This window comes from Flavobacterium sp. IB48 (assembly GCF_016405855.1).
Taxonomy (GTDB): Bacteria; Bacteroidota; Bacteroidia; order Flavobacteriales; family Flavobacteriaceae; genus Flavobacterium; species Flavobacterium ginsengisoli.
In genome coordinates this window covers 240,794-262,811 of sequence record NZ_JAEFCA010000001.1, presented here as the reverse complement: position 1 = coordinate 262,811, position 22,018 = coordinate 240,794, and the positions used below count along the sequence as shown (strand labels likewise).

Here is a 22,018-nt window from a genome sequence, read left to right as displayed (position 1 = left end):
AAAATTAACGAAATATGAAAAATGGACTTTACTCGATAATTGTGTTTATGTGCTTTTCTGCTTTGTCTTTTGCTCAAGAAGCTGTGGATAAAGTAGCTCCGCCTGATGGTAATGCTTTAGTAGGGGATTATTACGGAGAAGAGGTTTCAAGTACTTTTAGTAATACTGCGATTACAGTAGCAGAATTGGAAAAAGATTTAAAAACTACAAATAAAATAGAAAAAGTTGCTGTTAGAGGAGAGGTAACAGATGTTTGTCCTAAAAGAGGATGTTGGATAAGTATAAGGACAGAAGATGGAGCGTCTTTCTTTGTTAAAATGAAAGATTATGCGTTTTTTGTTCCTACGGCATTAAAGGGTAAAAATGTGGTTTTAGAGGGTGATGCAGAGCGAAAAGTAACATCTGTTGAAGAGTTGAAGCATTATGCCAAAGATGCTAAAAAAAGTAAAGCAGAAATAGAGGCTATTAAAGCTTCTAAATACGAAATACGTTTTTTAGCAAACGGAATTAAAGTTGTAGATTAAATCAGGAGATTGTATCAGGAGATTGTATCCTAAAGGTTCTAGAATTTTTGACATCAATAAAACGGATTGATCTTTATTTGATTATATTAGGGGTGCGGTATTTTAAAGACAATAAAAAAGCGAGAAGTAAATCTCGCTTTTTTATTTTTTCTATGTTTTACTTTCCAGGCTTAAGTAGGAAAACGCTTTTGTATCTTTTTTTAATTTCGGCCAAATTTCGTTCGGCTTCAATTCTGGTTTTAAAATTTCCAACAATTACTTTGTAATTAGGAGTGCTGAAAATAATGGTTCCGTCGATATTTGAATTTTCTCTTTTAAAATCCGATAACGTTTTTTTTGCTTCGTCGCTTTTGCCACTAAAGATTTGAATCCTGTAAGTGTCGTTTGTATTTATTGACGTGTTAATTTTGCGCTTCTCGTTAAGTAACTGCTCAAATTTAGGGTCTTGATTCAATGTTAAATTTTGGTCTTGAGCATTAATGTTGTATGCGAAAGCAATCGTTGTAATTGTTAAGAAAAGGTTTTTCGATGGACTTAAAATTCTCATAATGTGATGGTTTTTATGCAAAAATACTATTTAAAGTTTGAGTGTAAAATTTTAATATTATTTAGAATTGATATAAATTGATAATTAAGACTATTTTAAGGTTTTGAGAATAGTTCATAAGTCGTATTTTTGTGCAAGTTTTAAAAGAGGGTATAGATTTTTACTGCATTTAGTACAGAAAAAATCATACCAAAAATTAGTAGACAATTATTTATACTATATGAAAAAGGTGGGTAACCATAATTCGATCTCAAGAAAATTGCTGCTTGGCTTATCGCTAACGTTAATTTTCTCCCTAACTTCATTTGCTCAAGATGCTGCTGCTCCGGCGGCGCCTGAGGCTGCGGCGGCTGCTCCAGCTGCAGGTGGCGGTGATCCAGCAAAAGGGAAAGAACTTTTTAATGCAAATTGCGCTGCATGTCACAAATTAGATGCTAAATCAACTGGTCCTGCTTTAAGGGGAGTTGCTGCTAAGCATGATATGGCTTGGATTTACAAGTGGGTGCATAACAGTTCTGACATGATTAAGTCAGGTGATGCTGTTGCTGTTAAACTTTTTGAGGAAAATAACAAAGCTGTAATGACTTCGTTTCCTCAATTGTCTGAAGGTGATATTGATAATATTATAGCTTATACTTCTCAGCCTAAGGCTGAACCAGCTGCGGCTGCGGGAGGTGCTGCAACTCCTCCTGGTACAAATGTTCAAGATGGCGCTATTTCAAATAACATTATTCTTGGAGCTCTTGCTCTTGTAATGGCTATTTTAGTTATGATGTTGTTTATGGTAAACAAGGTTTTAACTAAAGTTGCAAACAAAAATGGTATTGAAATCGCTCCAAAAGAAGAAAGACTTCCAATCTGGAAAGCTTTCGCTAAAAACCAATTCTTAGTTTTGGTAACTGCAATCTTCTTGCTTTTGGCTAGTGGTTATTTTGTTTACGGATACTTAATGCAAGTAGGTGTAGATCAGAATTATGAGCCGATTCAGCCAATTCACTACTCTCACAAAATTCACGCTGGTGATAACGAAATCAATTGTAAATATTGCCACTCTGCTGCTCGTGTAAGTAAAACAGCTGGTATCCCTTCTTTAAATGTTTGTATGAACTGTCATAAAAACATTTCAGAGGTTGCTGAAACTACTGCTACTCCTGAGTACAGCAAAGCGTTTTACGATGCTCAAATTCAAAAATTATATGATGCTGTTGGATGGGATAAGACTAAACAAGCTTATACTGGAAAAACAATGCCTGTAAAATGGGTTCGTATTCACAACTTACCTGATTTTGTTTACTTCAACCACTCTCAACACGTTTCTGTTGCTGGTATTGAATGTCAAACTTGTCACGGACCAGTACAAGAATTTGAAATCATGAAGCAATACTCTAAATTAACAATGGGATGGTGTGTTGATTGCCATAGAAAAACTGATGTTAAGATGGAAGGTAACGCTTACTATGATAAAATTCATGCTGAACTTTCTAAAAAATACGGTGTAGAGAAATTAACTGCAGCGCAAATGGGAGGTTTAGAGTGTGGTAAATGCCACTATTAATCGATTTATTAAGATTTTAATATATATATACAATGTCATCAAACAAAAAATACTGGAAAAGTGTTGAAGAGCTAGAAAATAGCTCTATTGTTGAGGCGCTTAGAAATAACGAGTTTGTTGAAGAGATTCCTACTGATGAGTTTTTAGGTAACGCTGACGCTTTATCTACATCTGGGACTTCACGTCGTGACTTTTTAAAGTACGTAGGGTTTAGTACAGCGGCTGTAACATTAGCTGCTTGCGAAGGTCCTGTTCACAAGTCTATCCCTTATGTATTACAACCAGAACAGATCATTCCTGGTGTTGCAGATTATTATGCAACTACAGTTTTTGATGGGTTTGATTTTGCTAATCTTTTGGTAAAAACTCGTGAGGGTCGTCCAATTAAAATTGAAAACAATACAATTGCAGGAGCTAAATTTTCTGCGAATGCTAGAATTCACGCATCTATCTTAGGATTGTATGATAGCACTCGTTTGAAAGAGCCAAAAGTAGACGGTAAAGATTCTTCTTGGTCGGCTGTTGATTTAAAAATTAAATCAAGTTTAGCAGATGCAAAAACTAAAGGCGGTCAAGTAGTATTATTGACTAATACTTTAGCTAGTCCTTCTACAGATAAATTAATCGCTGAGTTTATTGCGAAAAATCCAAACGCTAAGCACGTTGTATACGATGCAGTTTCATCATCTGAAGCTTTAGATGCTTTTGAAACTGTTTATGGTCAAAGAGCTTTGGTTGATTATGATTTTTCAAAAGCTTCATTAATCGTGTCTGTTGGTGCTGATTTCTTAGGAGACTGGCAAGGTGGAGGATATGATACTGGTTATGCACAAGGACGTATTCCTCAAAATGGAAAAATGTCTCGTCACTTCCAGTTCGAATCAAATATGACATTATCTGGAGCAGCTGCTGATAAGCGTGTTCCTATGACTGTAGCTGCTCAAAAGCAAGCTTTAGTTCAAATTTATAATATTGTTGTAGGTGCTTCTGTTCCTGTAGCTTTAGAAGGAAACTTTAAAGCTGAAGTAGTAAAAGCTGCACAACAGCTTAAGGCTGCTGGTTCAAAAGGAGTTTTAGTATCTGGAATTGAAGATAAAAATGCTCAATTATTAGTTTTAGCTATCAATCAAGTATTGGCTAGTGAAGCTTTTAGTACTGCTGGAGCTAGACAAATTAGAAAAGGTTCTAATGCTGCAGTTGCGCAGTTAATTAAAGATTTGAATGCTGGAAGTGTTCATACTTTAATTATGAGTGGAGTTAATCCTGTTTACACTTTAGCTGATTCAGCTTCTTTTGTATCTGGATTGAAAAAAGTTAAAACGTCTGTTGCTTTTTCATTAAAAGAAGACGAAACTGCATCAATTGTTTCAATTGCTGCGCCAGCTCCTCACTACTTAGAATCATGGGGAGATCTTGAACTTACAAGCGGAACTTATAGCTTAACTCAGCCAACAATCCGTCCTATCTTCAATACAAAACAATTTCAAGATGTTTTATTGTCAGTAAACGGTACTGCTGGTACTTATTATGACTACTTAAAAGCAAATTCTGGAGCTTATACTGCAGGTGCTTCTTGGAATAAAGTATTACATGATGGTGTAGCTGTTCTTGGGGCTACGGCATTATCTGGTGGTGCTATTGATGCTGCTGCAGCTGCAAACGCTGTTGCAAAATCTAAAGCTGCTGGTGATTTTGAATTAGTATTATATACTAAAACAGGATTAGGAGATGGACAGCACGCTAACAACCCTTGGTTGCAAGAGTTCCCAGATCCAATTACAAGAGTTTCTTGGGATAACTACGTTACAGTTTCTAATGCAGATGCTAAAAAACTTGGTTTATCAAACGAAATTGTTGCAAACGGTGGTTTAAACGGTAGTTATGCTACAATTACTGTTGATGGAGTTAAATTAGAGAATGTTCCAGTTATCGTTCAGCCAGGACAAGCAGTTGGAACTGTAGGTCTAGCTCTTGGATACGGACGAAAAGCTTCTCTTAAAGAAGAAATGCAAGTAGGTTTAAACGCTTACGCTTTATATAAAGGTTTTAATAATGTTCAATCTGTTTCTATCGCTAAAGCTGGAGGAGTACATGAGTTTGCTTGTGTTCAAGGTCAGAAAACTTTAATGGGTAGAGGGGATATTATTAAAGAAACTACTTTAGAAATATTCAATACTAAAGATGCTGAACATTGGAACGAAAAACCGATGGTATCTTTGGATCACCAAGAAGTAGAGGCTACTACTGTAGATCTTTGGGAATCATTTGATCGTACAACAGGGCACCACTTCAATCTTTCAATTGACTTAAATGCTTGTACTGGATGTGGGGCTTGTGTTATTGCTTGTCATGCTGAAAACAACGTTCCAGTTGTTGGTAAAGCAGAGGTAAGAAGAAGCCGCGATATGCACTGGTTACGTATCGATAGATATTATTCTTCTGAAAGCACTTTTGAAGGTGATAACGAAAGAAAAGAAGGAATTGCAGGTTTATCTAGTTCATTATCTACATTTAATGAAATGGAAAAAGCAGGAGATAATCCACAAGTAGCATTCCAACCTGTAATGTGTCAACACTGTAACCACGCACCTTGTGAAACAGTTTGCCCTGTTGCAGCAACTTCTCACGGTCGTGAAGGTCAAAACCATATGGCTTACAACAGATGTGTTGGTACTCGTTACTGTGCAAACAACTGTCCATATAAAGTACGTCGTTTTAACTGGTTCTTATACAACAAAAACAGCGAGTTCGATTATCATATGAACGATGATTTAGGCCGTATGGTATTAAATCCTGACGTTAACGTACGTTCTCGTGGTGTTATGGAGAAATGTTCTATGTGTATCCAAATGACACAAGCTACTAAATTAAAAGCTAAAAACGAAGGCCGTCCAGTTAGAGATGGTGAATTCCAAACAGCTTGTTCTAGTGCTTGTTCTTCAGGAGCGATGATATTTGGTGATGTAAATGATAAAGAAAGTAAAGTTGCTAAATTAGCAGCTGACGAAAGATCATACCACTTATTAGAGCATGTAGGTACAAAACCTAATGTGGTTTACCATGTTAAAGTTAGAAATACTTAGTAAAATTATTAATTAAGAAACAATATAAAGGATTATGTCGTCTCACTACGAAGCACCCATTAGAAAACCTTTAGTTATTGGTGATAAATCTTATCACGATGTAACTGTAGATGTAGCAGCACCTGTTGAGGGACCTGCAAACAAGCAATGGTGGATTGTATTTTCAATCGCATTAATAGCCTTCCTTTGGGGGTTAGGTTGTATAATTTACACCGTATCTACCGGTATCGGAACATGGGGATTAAATAAAACAGTTGGCTGGGCTTGGGATATTACTAACTTCGTTTGGTGGGTTGGTATTGGTCACGCTGGAACATTAATTTCTGCGGTATTATTACTTTTCCGTCAACGTTGGAGAATGGCTATTAACCGTTCTGCGGAAGCAATGACTATCTTCTCGGTAGTTCAAGCAGGTCTATTTCCAATTATTCACATGGGACGTCCATGGTTAGCATACTGGGTATTACCTATTCCAAACCAATTTGGATCTTTATGGGTAAACTTTAACTCGCCATTACTTTGGGACGTATTCGCAATTTCAACGTATCTTTCAGTATCATTAGTTTTCTGGTGGACTGGTTTATTGCCTGACTTTGCAATGCTACGTGATAGAGCTATTACTCCATTTAACAAAAGAGTTTATTCTATTTTAAGTTTTGGATGGAGCGGTAGAGCAAAAGATTGGCAACGTTTCGAAGAAGTATCTTTGGTATTAGCTGGTTTAGCTACTCCTCTTGTACTTTCTGTACACACGATCGTATCTATGGACTTTGCTACTTCTGTAATTCCAGGATGGCATACAACAATTTTCCCTCCATACTTCGTTGCTGGAGCAGTTTTCTCTGGATTCGCGATGGTAAATACATTGTTGATTGTTATGAGAAAAGTATCTAACCTTGAAGCATACATCACATTACAGCATATCGAGTTAATGAACATCATTATCATGATTACGGGATCTATTGTAGGTGTGGCTTATATCACTGAGTTATTTGTAGCTTGGTATTCAGGTGTAGAGTATGAGCAATATGCATTCTTAAACAGAGCTACTGGACCTTACTGGTGGGCATATTGGTCAATGATGACATGTAACGTGTTCTCTCCTCAATTCATGTGGTTTAAAAAATTAAGAACAAGTATCATGTTCTCATTCATCATCTCGATTGTTGTAAACATCGGTATGTGGTTTGAAAGATTTGTAATTATTGTTACTTCTTTACATAGAGATTACCTTCCATCTTCTTGGACAATGTTCTCACCAACATTTGTTGATATTGGAATTTTCATTGGAACAATTGGTTTCTTCTTTGTATTGTTTTTATTATACTCTAGAACATTCCCTGTAATTGCTCAGGCAGAGGTTAAAACAATTTTGAAAGGAACAGGAGATAATTATATTAGAGAAAGAGCAAACAGTAAAGATTCACATCATGAGTAATAAAGTTATATACGCCATTTATAATGACGATGACGTTTTGATGAATGCAGTAAAGAAAACTAGAGCTGCTCATCATCATATTGAAGAGGTTTTTACTCCATTCCCAGTTCACGGATTGGATAAAGCCATGGGATTAGCACCAACAAGATTAGCAATATGTGCTTTTTTATATGGTTGTGTTGGTATTTCTGTTGCAACAACAATGATGGGTTACATCATGATTCATGACTGGCCGCAGGATATTGGAGGTAAACCAAGTTTTAGTTTCATCCAAAACATGCCTTCTTTTGTGCCAATTATGTTTGAAATGACTGTGTTTTTTGCAGCTCACTTAATGGTAATTACTTTTTACATGAGAAGTAGATTATGGCCATTTAAAGAAGCTGAAAACCCAGACGTAAGAACAACTGATGACCACTTTTTAATGGAGGTTGCTGTAAATGATAACGAAACAGAGTTAGTTTCTTTCTTTGAAGGAACTGGAGCCGTTGAAGTTAAAGTAATAGAAAAGAATTAATTGTAGCTATGAAAAGGATATATAAAATAACACTTTTAGTTGGTATAACTATTTTAGTTTCATCTTGCCACAATAATTCGGCACCGAACTATCAGTATTTCCCAAATATGTATGAGTCTGTTGCTTATGAGCCATATTCAGAAGCAAAAATATTTAAGGGAGGAAAAGAAGGACAGCTTCCTGTTGAAGGAACTATCAATAGAGGTTTTGAACCTTATGAATATGAAAATTCAACTGCTGGTTATGAATTAGCAAAAGCTAATTTAAAATCACCTTTGACAGAAGAGGAAAGAAACTCAGGAAAAGGTAAAGAGCTTTTCGAAATTTATTGTATTAGCTGCCATGGTGCTGCTGGTAACGGTAAAGGTAAATTGGTTGAAAGAGAAAAATTTCTTGGAGTACCTAGCTATAAAGACAGAGAAATCACTGAGGGAAGTATCTTTCATGTTGAGACTTATGGTTTAAATGCAATGGGTTCACATGCAAATCAATTAAGTTCTCACGAACGTTGGTTAGTTGCTGACTATGTTCTGAAACTAAGAAGCCAATTATAATTGTTGAACAAACTGATCGTAATAGATATGTATACATTTTCAAGTAAATTAAAAACTTTTTCTATCATCTTAATGGCCGTTGGGTTATTAGGAATTGGGTATGGTTTTTTAAGTGCACCAAAAGATATTCAAGAAGTTGAAAAAATACTAGCTGCAGATGAACATGGTTCTCATGGTGCGGCGCATGAAGAAAAAGCGGAGGCATCTCACAAAGAAGCAGGTCATCATGAGGCTGCTGAAGTTGCACATGACTCTCATAAAGGAGCTGAGCACGCAGAAGTTTCTGGTGCAAATGAGCACGAAAAACACTTAGAGCACGTATTACACCAATTGCAAAATAAGCCTTGGTCTGCTTTATATGTAGCTTGTATTTTCTTTTTACTTCTTTCAATGGGGGTTTTAGCTTTCTATGCTATTCAACAAGTTGCTCAAGCAGGTTGGTCTCCAGTTTTGTTTAGAGTTATGCAAGGTATAACAGCTTACTTACCAGCTGGTTCTATTATCTTCTTCATAATTTTAGTTTTATGTGGATTACACTTTAACCATATTTTTGTTTGGTTGGGTGAGGGTGTAACAGATCCTAAACATGCTAATTATGATGCTATTATTGCTGGTAAATCTGGTTATTTAAACTTTCCTTTCTGGATTGCTAGAGCGGCAATCTTTTTATTAGGATGGAACTTATATCGTTACTATTCAAGAAAAAATTGTTTAGAGCAAGATGAGGCAAATGATGATCTTTATTACAAGAAGAACTTCAAAGCGTCTGCTGGATTCTTAGTATTCTTCATCGTTTCTGAATCTATCATGTCATGGGATTGGATTATGTCTTTCGATCCGCACTGGTTCAGTACATTATTTGGATGGTATGTATTTGCTTCTTTCTTTGTAAGTGGTATTACCGCTATTGCATTAGTAACAGTTTATTTAAAATCAAAAGGATATTTAGAGTTTGTAAATAATAGCCATATCCACGATTTAGCTAAGTTCATGTTTGGTATTAGTATTTTCTGGACTTATTTATGGTTTTCTCAATTCATGTTGATTTGGTATGCTAACATTCCAGAAGAGGTAACTTATTTTGTAACAAGAATTCAATTATATAACCTTCCTTTCTTTGGAGCGGTTGTTATGAACTTTGTTTTCCCGTTATTAATATTAATCAATACTGACTTCAAACGACTTAACTGGGTTATCGTTATGGCTGGTGTTGTAATATTATTAGGTCATTATGTTGATTTCTTTAATATGATTATGCCTGGAACTGTAGGAGACAAATGGTTTATTGGAGTTCCTGAAATTGCATCGATTCTTTTCTTCTTAGGTTTATTTATATTTGTTGTATTTACTGCATTAACTAAATCTCCTCTGCTTGCAAAAAGAAATCCTTTCATCGAAGAAAGTAAACATTTTCATTATTAATATTTAAAGAAGTAAACAGATGACAAGTTTGTTGGTAATTATAGTTGTAGTTTTATTAGCAGTTGCATTATGGCAATTGACGAAGATATTTGATCTTACTCAGGTTGGAGCTTCTTCGAGCGATTCTCAGGTTGCATCAGATAATGATAATAACATTCAAGGATATATTATGTTTGGCTTTTTAGCTTTCATTTATATATTTACTATTTACGGTCTATTAAAATGGGGAGGTTTAGCGTTGCATACTCCTGCATCACAACATGGGCTTTTAGTAGATAATTTAATGAATATCACTTGGGTTTTAATTTTCTTAGTTCAATTTATTACACAAGGTTTATTATACTGGTTTTCTTTTAAGAATAGAGGTAATAAAGATAAAAAAGCATTATTCTTTGCTGATAGTAATAAGTTAGAGGCAATTTGGAGTATTATTCCTTCTGTTGTTTTGGCTTGTTTAATTCTTTATGGATTGTATGCTTGGAATAACATTATGTTCGTTGATAAAGATGAAGATGTAATCGAAATCGAATTATATGCTCAACAGTTTAAATGGACTGCAAGATATGCTGGACAAGATAACGTTTTAGGTAAAGCTAACGTTCGTTTAATCCAAGGTGTAAATACATTAGGTGTTGACATGTCAGATCCAAATGCTCAAGATGATATTGTAGTTTCAGAATTACATATCCCTAAAGGTAAAAAAGTTCACTTCAAAATGCGTTCTCAGGATGTTTTGCACTCGGCTTACTTTCCTCACTTTAGAGCACAAATGAACTGTGTTCCAGGGATGGTTACTGAATTTGCATTCATTCCTACTTATACTACTGCAGAATATAGAGAATTGCCATTTATGGTTGAAAAAGTTGCTAACATTAACAAACTTAGAGCTGAAAAAAGCGTTGAGTTAGTTGCAAAAGGTGGTACAGCTTTAGATCCTTACACATTTGATTACTTATTATTGTGTAATAAAATCTGTGGAGCTTCTCACTATAATATGCAAATGAAAGTTGTAGTTGATACTCCAGAAGATTACAAAAAATGGTTAAGCGAGAAAACTACTTTAGCTCAAGATATTAAAGCGGCCGCTGCTGCTGAGAAACCAGCTGAAGGAGCTGCACCAACTACAGATACTACTGCAAAAATTATTGACACTGTTAAAACAGTTGTTGATACTGTAAAAGCAGCTGTAGCTAAAGTTGCGATAAAATAATATTATTAAGAAAATTTAAAGTACAAATATATGTCAGCAGAAGCGCACGGTCACGATCACGGACACGATCACGAGCACGAACATCATCATAAAGACACGTTCATTACTAAATATATTTTTAGTATTGATCACAAAATGATTGCTAAACAATACTTGATTACTGGTATTGTTATGGGAGTAATTGGGATTGCAATGTCCTTGCTTTTCAGAATGCAATTAGCGTGGCCAGAGGAGTCTTTCAAAATATTTAATGTTTTATTAGGAGATAAATTTGCACCTGATGGTGTAATGGCAAATGATATTTATCTAGCATTAGTTACAATTCACGGTACCATCATGGTATTCTTTGTACTGACTGCTGGTTTGAGTGGAACATTTAGTAACTTATTGATTCCGCTTCAAATTGGAGCAAGAGATATGGCATCTGGATTTATGAATATGATTTCATACTGGTTGTTTTTCTTATCTGCAGTTGTAATGTTATCTTCTTTATTTGTTGAGGCTGGACCAGCATCTGCAGGATGGACAATTTATCCTCCTTTGAGTGCATTGCCACAGGCAATACCTGGATCAGGAACAGGTATGACATTATGGTTAGTATCTATGGCTATTTTTATCGCATCTTCTTTGATGGGATCTTTAAATTACATTGTTACTGTACTTAACTTAAGAACTAAAGGAATGTCTATGACTAGACTTCCTCTTACAATCTGGACATTTTTCGTAACAGCTATTATTGGTGTTATTTCGTTCCCGGTTTTATTATCTGCAGCATTATTATTGATTTTCGATAGAAGTTTCGGTACTTCATTCTTCTTATCTGACATCTATATTGCTGGTGAAGTTTTACACTACCAAGGAGGTTCTCCTGTATTATTCGAGCACTTATTCTGGTTCTTAGGTCACCCTGAGGTTTATATCGTAATCTTACCAGCGATGGGTCTTGTTTCAGAAATTATGGCTACAAATGCTCGTAAACCAATTTTCGGTTACAGAGCGATGATTATGTCAGTTCTTGCAATTGCATTCTTATCTACTATCGTTTGGGGTCACCACATGTTTATTTCGGGTATGAATCCTTTCTTAGGATCTGTATTTACTTTTACAACTTTATTGATTGCAATTCCATCTGCTGTAAAAGCATTCAACTGGATTACAACTTTATGGAAAGGTAACTTACAATTTAATCCTGCAATGTTATTCTCTATCGGAATGGTTTCTACTTTCATCACTGGAGGTCTAACGGGAATCATTTTAGGAGATAGTACACTAGATATTAACGTTCACGATACATACTTCGTAATTGCTCACTTTCACTTAGTAATGGGTATCTCTGCACTTTATGGAATGTTTGCTGGTATTTACCACTGGTTCCCTAAAATGTACGGAAGAATGTTAAATAAAAACTTAGGTTATATTCACTTCTGGGTAACTGCGGTTTGCGCTTATGGAGTTTTCTTCCCAATGCACTTTATCGGGTTAGCTGGTTTGCCAAGACGTTACTATACAAATACTAACTTCCCATTATTTGATGATTTACAAAATGTGAATGTTTTAATCACAACATTTGCTCTTGTAGGAGGTGCATTCCAATTAGTATTCTTATACAACTTTTTTAGCAGTATTTTCTACGGTAAGAAAGCAGTTCAAAATCCTTGGAAATCTACAACTTTAGAGTGGACAACACCAGTTGAGCATATTCACGGTAACTGGCCAGGAGAAATTCCTCACGTATATCGTTGGCCGTATGACTACAGTAACCCTAATCACGATGTAGATTTTGTTCCTCAAAATGTACCAATGAAAGAAGGTGAAGAAGTTTTACACCACTAAAAAATAATCAAAGGCTGTCAGAAATGACAGCCTTTTTTGTTTAGTTAAAGTTCTAAACGTTGAGTTGAACTGTTTTACAAACTGATTAGTTTATATATCTTTGTAGGATGAATGAAAATCTAGATCCTACTACTAAAGGATATAACTCAGAAGAGTTAGATCTTGAGAAAAGATTACGTCCGCTGTCCTTTGATGATTTCGCTGGACAAGATCAAGTTTTGGAAAATTTAAAAGTCTTTGTTGCTGCAGCAAACCAACGTGGAGAAGCACTTGATCATGCACTTTTTCACGGGCCTCCAGGTCTTGGTAAAACGACTTTGGCAAATATTTTAGCTAATGAATTACAAGTAGGTATTAAGATCACTTCTGGGCCTGTGTTGGATAAACCTGGTGATTTAGCAGGTTTGTTGACAAACTTAGATGAACGAGATGTTTTATTTATTGACGAAATTCATCGGTTAAGTCCAGTTGTTGAAGAGTATTTGTATTCGGCAATGGAAGATTTCAAGATTGATATCATGATTGAATCGGGTCCAAATGCTAGAACTGTCCAGATCAATCTGAACCCTTTTACTTTGATTGGAGCTACTACAAGATCGGGATTATTAACAGCACCTATGCGTGCTCGTTTCGGAATATCTTCGCGTTTACAATACTATACAACTGAACTCTTAACTACGATTGTTGAGAGAAGTGCTTCTATATTAAAAACACCTATTGATCTGGAAGCTGCCATTGAAATTGCAGGCAGAAGCCGTGGAACTCCTCGTATCGCAAATGCATTGTTGAGACGCGTTCGCGATTTTGCTCAGATTAAGGGTAATGGTAGAATCGATTTGGAAATTTCTAAATATGCTTTAAAAGCATTAAATGTTGATGCACATGGTTTGGATGAAATGGATAATAAGATATTGTTGACGATTATTAATAAATTTAAAGGTGGTCCTGTTGGTCTTTCGACTTTGGCAACTGCTGTTTCTGAAAGTAGCGAAACTATTGAGGAAGTTTACGAACCTTTCCTTATTCAGGAGGGATTCATTATGCGTACGCCTCGTGGTCGTGAAGTTACGGAGAAAGCCTATAAACATTTAGGAAAAGTTAATACTAACATTCAAGGAGGTTTATTTTAAAAGCATATGAAACATTATTTTTTATTTGTACTATTTGTTTGTTTAAACTCTTTTAGTCAGACTCATTATTTTCCCCACCTTTCTTATGGTAAATCATCTCAGCAGATTTTAGATTTGTATGCTCCTAATGAAAATTTAAAAAATTTACCAGTAGTTATTCTTATTCATGGAGGATCTTGGTCAATGGGTGGACTTGAGTATACTAAAAAGCATGCAGAGGATATTGCTAATAAAGGATTTGTTGTTGCTAATGTTGATTATCGTTATGCAAATGATAGTGTTTCAGCTAAAGATTTATTAGCAGATATTGATGCTGCTGTTAGTTATGTTTCAAAAAAATCTGGTAAGTATGGTTACACTAAAAATGGTTATCATATTGTTGGAATTAGTGCTGGTGCACATTTGGCATTATTATACGGGTACACTAAAAAGAATATGAAATCTATAACGGCGCTTTGCGCACCTTCAAGATTAGATTCTCCTGAAGTATTAGAATTTAGAAAAAAGAACGGTCGTTTTGATATTATTGAAAAATTAGCTGGAACTAAAATAGATTCTAGCGGAGACAATAGTGCAATAATTAAGATAAGTCCGTTTAGTAATATTTCAAACGTACCGACATTGTTAATTCATGGTGACGCGGATAATGTTGTTAACGTTAGTCAGTCTCAAAATCTTTATAATGAATTAAAAAGAAAGGGAGTAGAAACAAAATTAATCATTAGAGAAGGTAAAGCACATGATGTTGGAATGAATACACCTGAAACTGAAATACAGAACATAAAGAATATTACAGAGTGGATTTCACAGCATAATAAGTAAATTTGATTAAAAAGATAAAATAATCATTACTGTTTACAGTACTGCTTTAATTCTATTCAAGATGTCTGAACATATAAATTATAGTTACCCGACCAGACTTTCAATATTGAGATTTTTTAAAGATGCTGAAGGTGTTCGAAGAAATCCAATTCCTTTTCATAAAAGATATTTTGAGAAATTTGGTGATTCTTTTTCTATTAGAATTGGCTTATCGAGGTATATAATTTTATCCAGAGACAATGAAATTGCGCAATATATTTTAGTCAAAAATCAAAGAAATTATAACAAGTCCAAATTTCAGTCTGTATATCTTTCAAAATATTTGGGAAAAGGACTTTTAACTAGCGATGGTGATTTTTGGTTAAAGCAAAGACGTCTTATTCAGCCTGCTTTTCATAAACAAAAGATGAATCAGCTGGTTGACAATATGAACAAAACAATTACTGCTGAAGTTGATAATTTAGATGAAAATAAATTTTTTGATGTCTTTCCAGCAATGAGTCAGCTTGCTTTTAATGTTGTTGCAAAGTCATTATTTGAATTTTCAATTTCGGAAGAAAAGCTTCATAGAATAAAATTCATTATAGAAGAAGTTCAGAAGTTTTTAGTTAAAGAAATCAGACTTCCTCATAAGGCATTGTGGTTTTCATTAAGCGGACAAGTCAGAAAGCATTTAAATTTAGCAGAAGAAAATAATAATATTATTCAAGAAATTATTGAAGGAAGAAATGCTTCGAATGAAGAATACAACGACCTTCTTAATATGCTTATGGAAACCCGATATGAAGATACGGGAGAGAGCATGTCTATGCAGCAGTTGATTGACGAAATTAAGGTTTTATTCATTGCTGGTCATGAAACAACAGCGAATGCTTTAACTTTTACACTTCATTTTTTGGGAAGATACCCTGAAATCCAACAAAAGATTTTTGATGAAATCACGGAGATAGAATCTCATACTGATAATGTTATTGAACAGCTTCAGAAAATGACTTATACCAATGCGGTTTTAAATGAATCAATGCGTTTGTATCCTCCTGCTTGGATTACAGATAGAGAAAATGTTGAAGACGATTCTTTGACTGAATTTAAAATCAAAAAAAGTACATTAATTGGAATATCATTTTATGAATTGCATCGCAATCCAAAGTATTGGGATAATCCTGATCAATTTATTCCAGAACGATTTTTAGGCGAACAAAAGAAAAAGTCAATGCAGTACTTTTATCCTTTTGGCGCTGGTCCAAGAATGTGCATAGGAACTGGTTTTGCTATTTATGAAATGTGTTTAGCAATTTCTCAAATTGTAAAAAAGTACGAGATTAAATCTAAAAACGAAACAGTTAATTTTAATCCTTTAGTGACTTTAAAGCCTGTTAATATTGAAGTTTCATTTTCAAAAAGATGAGTATTAATTCGAAAGAAACATATTCAAAGTTTATAAAAGAAGAAGCCAAAAGGCTTGGATTTCTTTCTTGTGGCATATCTAAAGCGGGGTTTTTGGAAAAAGAAGCCCCTCGGCTTGAAAATTGGCTGAAGAACAATCGTAATGGTCAGATGGCTTATATGGAAAACCATTTTGATAAACGTCTAGACCCCACTTTATTGGTTGATGATGGTAAGAGCGTTGTTTCACTTTTACTGAATTATTATCCAGATTCTACACAAAATGAAGAAAGTTTTAAGATTTCTAAATATGCTTATGGACAAGATTATCATTTTGTAATTAAAGACAAATTAAAAGAATTTCTCCATTCGATTCAGGAAAATATTGGAGAAGTTTCAGGACGTGCTTTTGTTGATTCTGCACCTGTTTTAGATAAGGCTTGGGCTGCTAAAAGCGGCTTGGGTTGGATTGGAAAAAATAGTAATCTTATTACCCAAAGGGTCGGCTCTTTTTACTTTATTGCCGAACTAATTATTGATTTAGACTTAGAATACGATCATGCAGTTACAGATCATTGTGGATCTTGCACAGCTTGTATCGACGCTTGTCCTACTCAAGCAATTGTTGCTCCGTATATTGTTGACGGAAGTAAATGCATATCGTATTATACTATAGAATTAAAAGAAAATCTTCCTGCAGAAATGAAAGGGAAATTCGATGAATGGATGTTTGGTTGTGATACCTGCCAAGACGTTTGCCCATGGAATCGATTTTCTAAACCTCATTCAGAACCGCTATTTAACCCTAATCCAGATTTACTTTCTTTTACCAAAAAAGACTGGATGGAAATTACTGAAGAAACTTTTAAACAGGTTTTTAAAAACTCACCTATCAAAAGAACCAAATTTGATGGACTAAAACGAAATATCAAGTTTTTACAATAGGGATTTTTGTTTAATGTTTAATGTTTGTTATTTATAGTCTTGATAATGAGTGTTTTATTATTTTAAGATTCCCTTTTTGCTGTTTTTTATTTCTTACGTTAAATTACTTATTTGTCAATAAATTCTGTAGGAATTTGAAAATATTCTAAATTTTTAAGAAAATTCTGCTATTTCATTGTCGTATTTTTATATTTTTTTGATTTTCAAGCTATGAACAGTTGTTAAAAACTGTTGTTTGACGATTTTATCTGCATTTTGTCGGAATAATGAGGATTGATTTCATTCCTCGATATACTTTCGCGCTTTCCAAATCTACTTAATTTAAAACTGTTAAGACTTTTATAGTCTTTAATTTACTATATGACAATGGTCTACATGATGTCTTTTTTATATGTATGTCTTAAAAAAGCTGTTCTAAGCTTTTTTAAATCCATTTTCTGTTTTTTCACGTATCTCATCAATATGCTAAAAATGTTCATCCATTTTTTGGCATCCGAAATTTCTGTTCCACAAACCCAAGTTGTCTATGCGTAACTCTACTTTTTGTAAGTCTGGATTTTCTAGGCTAATTTTCTTTATTTCATTTGTCACATTACCAATATTTTCATTCGCACAAGTATGTGGAACTCCTGGAGTTGACGGACCTGTTGCTGTGTCAAGTTCTGTCAATACATATTATCCAATTACTGGAAATGTTACATTAAGTGCAGGGGCGCAATCTGTATATCTAGCAGGTGTACCAGCAACAGATCAATACTCGAATAATTTTGGAGCAACTCCAATCTCTGCAGGAGATTTGATTTTAATTATTCAAATGCAAGATGCTACGATAAATTATACCAATACAACTAGTTACGGTTCTGGTACAACGAACAGTGGTCCAGATTATCTTGGAGGAACTGGATTAACATCTCTTGGTAATACTGGGGTTTTTGAGTATGTAATCGCAACAAATAATGTGCCCTTGACTGGAGGAAATTTAACGTTTAAAGGGACTGGTAATAATAGTGGTGTCTTAAATAGTTTTTATAATGCAGATGCTACAACAACAAGAGGGAAAAGAACATTTCAAGTAGTTAGAGTGCCTCAATACTCTAATTTAACTCTGACGGCTAATATCACAACACCTCCTTTTAATGGAGTTGCTGGTGGTATTATTGCTTTTAATGTTTCTGGAACTTTCAATTTTAATGGCTTTAGTATTGATGGTAGTTCAAGAGGATTTAGAGGAGGATATAGTCCAAAAGCAGGTTCGGATCTTAATAATTCTACAACTTATGTTGGTGATTCAGGAAATAGTAAAATTTCTGGAAAGGGAGAAGGAATAGCTGGTACACCTAAATATATGTGGGATGGTTTTAATCAGGTAGCAAATACAGTTGAAGGAATGCCAGGCGGTTCTTCTGGAAGAGGAGCTCCTGCTAATGCTGGAGGTGGCGGTAACGACCATAACACTGGCGGCGGCGGCGGCGGTAATGGTGGATTTGGTGGTCTTGGAGGAGCTGGCTGGCAAGGAGGAGGAGGAGATCTCCTTTCTAATAATCTTACAGGTGCAGGAAGACCAGGATCAAAATCGTATTCCACAATTGAAAAATTTCCTAGGCTTATTATGGGCGGAGGTGGAGGTGCAGGAGATGCTAATGATGCCTCTACTGGTGTAAAAGGTGGTGTTGGAGGAGCAATTATTCTTATTAATGCTGGAAATGTTTTAGGAAATGGTACCATTTATGCCAATGGTGGAAAAGGAGCACCAGGAACTTATGCTAATTCACCAGATGGTGCAGGAGGAGGAGGAGCTGGCGGAACAGTTTTATTGAATGTATCTAATAATAGTACAGCAAGTATAAAAATAGAAGCGAACGGTGGTGACGGAGGAAATACTGAAAATGACGATAACAATGAACACGGACCAGGTGGAGGTGGAGGTGGAGGAATTATCTGCCATAATGTTTCAAGCACAGTAACCATTACAACTAGTGTGCTTGGTGGGGCTGCAGGTAAATCTAATGCAGGAAAAGGAATCAATCATGGTGCTGTAGCTGGAACAGTTGGTTATGTTTCAACTTTTACAGTTGCAGACGTACCGCCAAATTTACAGGTAAATGCTAACTGTTTTCCAGTTCTTGAGACGAAAGTAAAAACATTATCTGCAACTGCAATTTGTAATGCTATTGATGAAAAAGTTTCTTATGAAATCGAAATAAAAAATACGGGAGCTGGAAACGCAGCAGGTGTGATGTTGGATTTTAATTTTCCAACAGGTATCGAATTTGATTCAGCTACAGCAGTTTATTCTACTGGAGCTTCTGGACCAGCAGGAACTCTAGCTAATTCGGCTACAGCTACGGCTAATAATCCTGTTTTTGGAGGGTTTAACATTGCACAAAATGCAGTTGTTACCATTACTTTAATTGGAAAAGTAGCCGCTTCTATAGCGGCAGGAACTTATAGTGCAAATGCTCAAGCCTTATATCTTGATCCAACACGTACAACAGTCAATTCTACTAGAAGAATAACGGCATTTACAAATGCTTATGGCAGTGCAAATAAAACGTATGAAGGTACAGGCCAATCAAATGTTCCAGGTGTAAATTTTAGTGGAACAGGTACTGCCGTTGATGATATTTCAATTTTAGCTTTGCCTGCAGCTCCAACAGTTAGTGTAAGCCAAACAACTTGTACTGCTCCAACAGGTACAATAACTGTTAATACACCTGCAAACGGTTCTGGAATAAGTTATACATTAACGGGAACAAATCCTGTTTCTGCTTCAGTAAATAGTACAACAGGTATTTTTTCTGGATTGGTCCCAGGTACCTATTCTGTAACTACAACAAATGAACAAGGATGTACTTCTGCTGCAAACACTGGTATTGTTATTAATGCAGTTGTTGGAGCGCCAACGGCGACAGGTGTAACTATTTGTCAAGATGGAACTGGATCACTGACGGCTTCTTCTCCATGTGGAACATCTAATAGCACAGGAGCAAAAATTGCAAGAGCAGGTAATAGTATAGGTACTACATCACTTTCTTGGTCTAATCCTTCAAGAGTGACATCTAATGATTCAAGCTATGCATCTGCAACTGTTAGCAGTGGAGGGAATACTACTGTTGCTACAAGGTCTCTTCAAGGAACAGATTTTGATTTTAATATTCCTACTAATGCTTCAATTACTGGAATTCAAGTTACAATTGGTCGTTATGGTAGTACTGCCAGCTCTACAGTGAATGTTAAAGATAATGTTGTTAGTCTAATTAAAGCAGGAACTGTTATTGGTGAAAATAAAAGCATCACAGGATCTAATTGGTCAACAAGTTCTACTTCTGTGGCAAATTATGGTGGATCATCAGATTTATGGAACACCACTTGGACGCCCGCAGATATTAATAATGCAAATTTTGGAATTGCTTTATCTGCAAGTATCACTAGAACATCAAATAATGACATTACTGCCTATGTAGATTATATGCAGATTACTGTAAATTATACTATAGGGGGAATTGAATGGTATACTACATCTACAGGAGGTTCATCAATTTATACAGGTGCTTCTTTTAATCCAGTGGGAGTTACAGGATCTGGATTGACAAGTACCGCTACAACAACAACAAAAACGTATTATGCGGCTTGCTCAGGTAATTCAAATTGTAGAGCGGCGGTTAATTTCGTTATTAATGCAAAACCAACAATTACAACAAGTACTTCTAACTCACGTTGTGGTGCAGGAGAAGTAATTTTAGGAGCTACAGCATCAGCAGGAACTATTAATTGGTATGCAGCATCAACAGGAGGAACGTCGTTAGGAACAGGAGAAAGTTTTACGACACCAAGTTTATCTACAACAACTTCTTATTATGTTGAAGCAACAGACAATGGTTGTACTACACCAACAAGAACAGAAGTTAAAGCAACAATAAACACAATACCAACAATAAATTCGACAACAGAAGGTTCAATATGCGGTTCTGGATCAGTGAAATTAACTGCAACTGCATCAACTGGAGCGACTATTAATTGGTATGCTGATCCTACAAGCTTAACAGTATTAGGAACAGGAACAACTTTTAATACTCCAACTTTAACAGCTACTACAACTTACTATGTAGGAGCAGTAACAGCGTCAGGTTGTACTTCAACGTCTAGAATTGCTGTCGCGGCAGTTATAAATACAGCTTCAAATATTGTATTTACAAGTGGTACTCAAAATCCAACAGTTTGTTCTGGAGCATCAGTTCCAAATGCAGTATATACTTTTGGAGGAAGTGCTACAAATGCTACAGTATCTAACTTGCCTGCAGGATTATCTGCTGCAGTTGATACTAATGCAAAAACAGTAACAATTTCTGGAAATCCAACAGTAGCTGGTACTTATACCATTACTACAGTTGGTCATACTGCTCCTTGCGTAGAAGTAACAATTCAAGGAACAGTTACCTTATCACCAAATGTAACAATTGCATCATTTTCACCATCAACGTCTTCTCGTTGCCAAGGAGTTGAAACAATAACAAGAACTACAACAACAACAAATTCAACAGGTAATATTACATATAGCCTAGATTCTGCAAGTAGCACAGGCGGAAATACTATAAATTCAGCTACTGGAGCAGTAACTTATGTTGCAGGATGGTCGGGAACAACTACAATCACAGCAAGTGCTGTGGGATGTAACGGACCAGTAACAACTACTCATACAGTAACAACAAATGCTTTGCCTACAGCAACTATATCTGGAAATTTAACGGCATGTTTAACTACGACTTTGACAGCCAATTCAAATGCAAGTTCGCCAACTTATGTTTGGTATAGAAATAATGCCGTTATTCCTAGTCAAACTTCTTCTACGTTAGTTGTAAATTCTGATGGAGATTATAAAGTAAAAGTTAAAAATTCTTCAACTGGATGTGAGGCCACTTCTGCTGCTTCTACAGTAAAAGTTAGTGATACAGAAAAACCTGTAAAACCTGTTTTAGCAGATATTACTGGAGAATGTTCTGCAACAGCAACAGCTCCGACAACGACTGATAATTGCAAAGGGACAGTTACAGG

Annotated in this window: 15 protein-coding genes; 14 read left to right on the top strand and 1 reads right to left on the bottom strand. The window is 35.4% G+C overall.

Going from position 1 to position 22,018, the window contains the following annotated elements; all coding sequences use genetic code 11:
- Positions 1–14: 14 nt before the first annotated feature.
- Positions 15–524, top strand: a complete 510-nt coding sequence (locus JC605_RS01200; RefSeq protein WP_198854504.1) for a DUF4920 domain-containing protein — start codon at positions 15–17, stop codon at positions 522–524.
- 157 nt (positions 525–681) lie between these two features.
- On the opposite strand, the gene JC605_RS01195 is transcribed toward JC605_RS01200, so the two are convergent.
- Entirely contained in the window at positions 682–1,071 is a 390-nt protein-coding gene (locus tag JC605_RS01195; protein ID WP_198854503.1) for an SPOR domain-containing protein, read from the bottom strand.
- Positions 1,072–1,291: 220 nt separating this feature from the next.
- Between JC605_RS01195 and JC605_RS01190 the strand changes: the two genes are divergently transcribed.
- The 13 genes from JC605_RS01190 to JC605_RS23865 all read left to right on the top strand — a co-directional run.
- Positions 1,292–2,626, top strand: a complete 1,335-nt coding sequence (locus JC605_RS01190; RefSeq protein WP_198854502.1) for a c-type cytochrome — start codon at positions 1,292–1,294, stop codon at positions 2,624–2,626.
- A 32-nt stretch (positions 2,627–2,658) separates the two neighbouring features.
- The gene (locus tag JC605_RS01185; protein WP_198854501.1) at positions 2,659–5,709 is read left to right on the top strand and encodes a TAT-variant-translocated molybdopterin oxidoreductase; all 3,051 of its coding nucleotides are present in this window, start codon (positions 2,659–2,661) and stop codon (positions 5,707–5,709) included.
- A gap of 34 nt (positions 5,710–5,743) precedes the next feature.
- On the top strand, positions 5,744–7,147 hold the full coding sequence (gene nrfD / locus JC605_RS01180) for an NrfD/PsrC family molybdoenzyme membrane anchor subunit (RefSeq protein ID WP_008466839.1): 1,404 nt from the start codon (positions 5,744–5,746) through the stop codon (positions 7,145–7,147).
- Positions 7,140–7,664 (top strand): DUF3341 domain-containing protein, encoded by a 525-nt coding sequence (locus tag JC605_RS01175; protein ID WP_198854500.1) that lies wholly within the window; start codon positions 7,140–7,142, stop codon positions 7,662–7,664. Before nrfD ends, JC605_RS01175 begins: the two co-directional genes overlap by 8 nt.
- An 8-nt stretch (positions 7,665–7,672) precedes the next feature.
- A complete protein-coding gene (locus JC605_RS01170; RefSeq protein WP_198854499.1) occupies positions 7,673–8,218 on the top strand; it encodes a cytochrome c in 546 nt (181 codons plus the stop codon).
- A gap of 27 nt (positions 8,219–8,245) precedes the next feature.
- Positions 8,246–9,640 carry a quinol:cytochrome C oxidoreductase gene (locus JC605_RS01165; protein ID WP_198854498.1) on the top strand — a complete coding sequence of 465 codons (1,395 nt, stop codon included), beginning with the start codon at positions 8,246–8,248 and terminating at the stop codon, positions 9,638–9,640.
- Positions 9,641–9,659: 19 nt separating this feature from the next.
- Positions 9,660–10,850: a cytochrome c oxidase subunit II gene (locus JC605_RS01160; protein ID WP_198854497.1), complete on the top strand. Its 1,191-nt coding sequence runs from the start codon at positions 9,660–9,662 to the stop codon at positions 10,848–10,850.
- Between the two features lie 30 nt (positions 10,851–10,880).
- Positions 10,881–12,683 (top strand): cbb3-type cytochrome c oxidase subunit I, encoded by a 1,803-nt coding sequence (locus tag JC605_RS01155; protein WP_198854496.1) that lies wholly within the window; start codon positions 10,881–10,883, stop codon positions 12,681–12,683.
- A gap of 107 nt (positions 12,684–12,790) precedes the next feature.
- Positions 12,791–13,813 (top strand): Holliday junction branch migration DNA helicase RuvB, encoded by a 1,023-nt coding sequence (gene ruvB, locus JC605_RS01150; RefSeq protein WP_198854495.1) that lies wholly within the window; start codon positions 12,791–12,793, stop codon positions 13,811–13,813.
- 6 nt (positions 13,814–13,819) lie between these two features.
- Complete coding sequence (locus JC605_RS01145; protein ID WP_198854494.1) at positions 13,820–14,635, top strand: alpha/beta hydrolase; 816 nt, start codon at positions 13,820–13,822, stop codon at positions 14,633–14,635.
- A 61-nt stretch (positions 14,636–14,696) separates the two neighbouring features.
- Positions 14,697–16,043: a cytochrome P450 gene (locus JC605_RS01140; protein ID WP_198854493.1), complete on the top strand. Its 1,347-nt coding sequence runs from the start codon at positions 14,697–14,699 to the stop codon at positions 16,041–16,043.
- Positions 16,040–16,966: a tRNA epoxyqueuosine(34) reductase QueG gene (queG, locus tag JC605_RS01135; protein WP_198854492.1), complete on the top strand. Its 927-nt coding sequence runs from the start codon at positions 16,040–16,042 to the stop codon at positions 16,964–16,966. Before JC605_RS01140 ends, queG begins: the two co-directional genes overlap by 4 nt.
- A gap of 526 nt (positions 16,967–17,492) precedes the next feature.
- On the top strand, positions 17,493–22,018 hold a 4,526-nt coding region (locus tag JC605_RS23865; protein WP_370569040.1), incomplete at its 3' end, for a beta strand repeat-containing protein.

Coding starts and splice junctions, on each gene's coding strand:
- JC605_RS01155 (WP_198854496.1), top strand. CDS start 10,881: ATGTCAGCAGAAGCGCACGGTCACGATCACGGACACGATCACGAGCAC.
- JC605_RS01200 (WP_198854504.1), top strand. CDS start 15: ATGAAAAATGGACTTTACTCGATAATTGTGTTTATGTGCTTTTCTGCT.
- JC605_RS01165 (WP_198854498.1), top strand. CDS start 8,246: ATGTATACATTTTCAAGTAAATTAAAAACTTTTTCTATCATCTTAATG.
- JC605_RS01185 (WP_198854501.1), top strand. CDS start 2,659: ATGTCATCAAACAAAAAATACTGGAAAAGTGTTGAAGAGCTAGAAAAT.
- JC605_RS01145 (WP_198854494.1), top strand. CDS start 13,820: ATGAAACATTATTTTTTATTTGTACTATTTGTTTGTTTAAACTCTTTT.
- JC605_RS01175 (WP_198854500.1), top strand. CDS start 7,140: ATGAGTAATAAAGTTATATACGCCATTTATAATGACGATGACGTTTTG.
- JC605_RS01170 (WP_198854499.1), top strand. CDS start 7,673: ATGAAAAGGATATATAAAATAACACTTTTAGTTGGTATAACTATTTTA.
- JC605_RS01140 (WP_198854493.1), top strand. CDS start 14,697: ATGTCTGAACATATAAATTATAGTTACCCGACCAGACTTTCAATATTG.
- ruvB (WP_198854495.1), top strand. CDS start 12,791: ATGAATGAAAATCTAGATCCTACTACTAAAGGATATAACTCAGAAGAG.
- queG (WP_198854492.1), top strand. CDS start 16,040: ATGAGTATTAATTCGAAAGAAACATATTCAAAGTTTATAAAAGAAGAA.
- JC605_RS01195 (WP_198854503.1), bottom strand. CDS start 1,071: ATGAGAATTTTAAGTCCATCGAAAAACCTTTTCTTAACAATTACAACG.
- JC605_RS01190 (WP_198854502.1), top strand. CDS start 1,292: ATGAAAAAGGTGGGTAACCATAATTCGATCTCAAGAAAATTGCTGCTT.
- nrfD (WP_008466839.1), top strand. CDS start 5,744: ATGTCGTCTCACTACGAAGCACCCATTAGAAAACCTTTAGTTATTGGT.
- JC605_RS01160 (WP_198854497.1), top strand. CDS start 9,660: ATGACAAGTTTGTTGGTAATTATAGTTGTAGTTTTATTAGCAGTTGCA.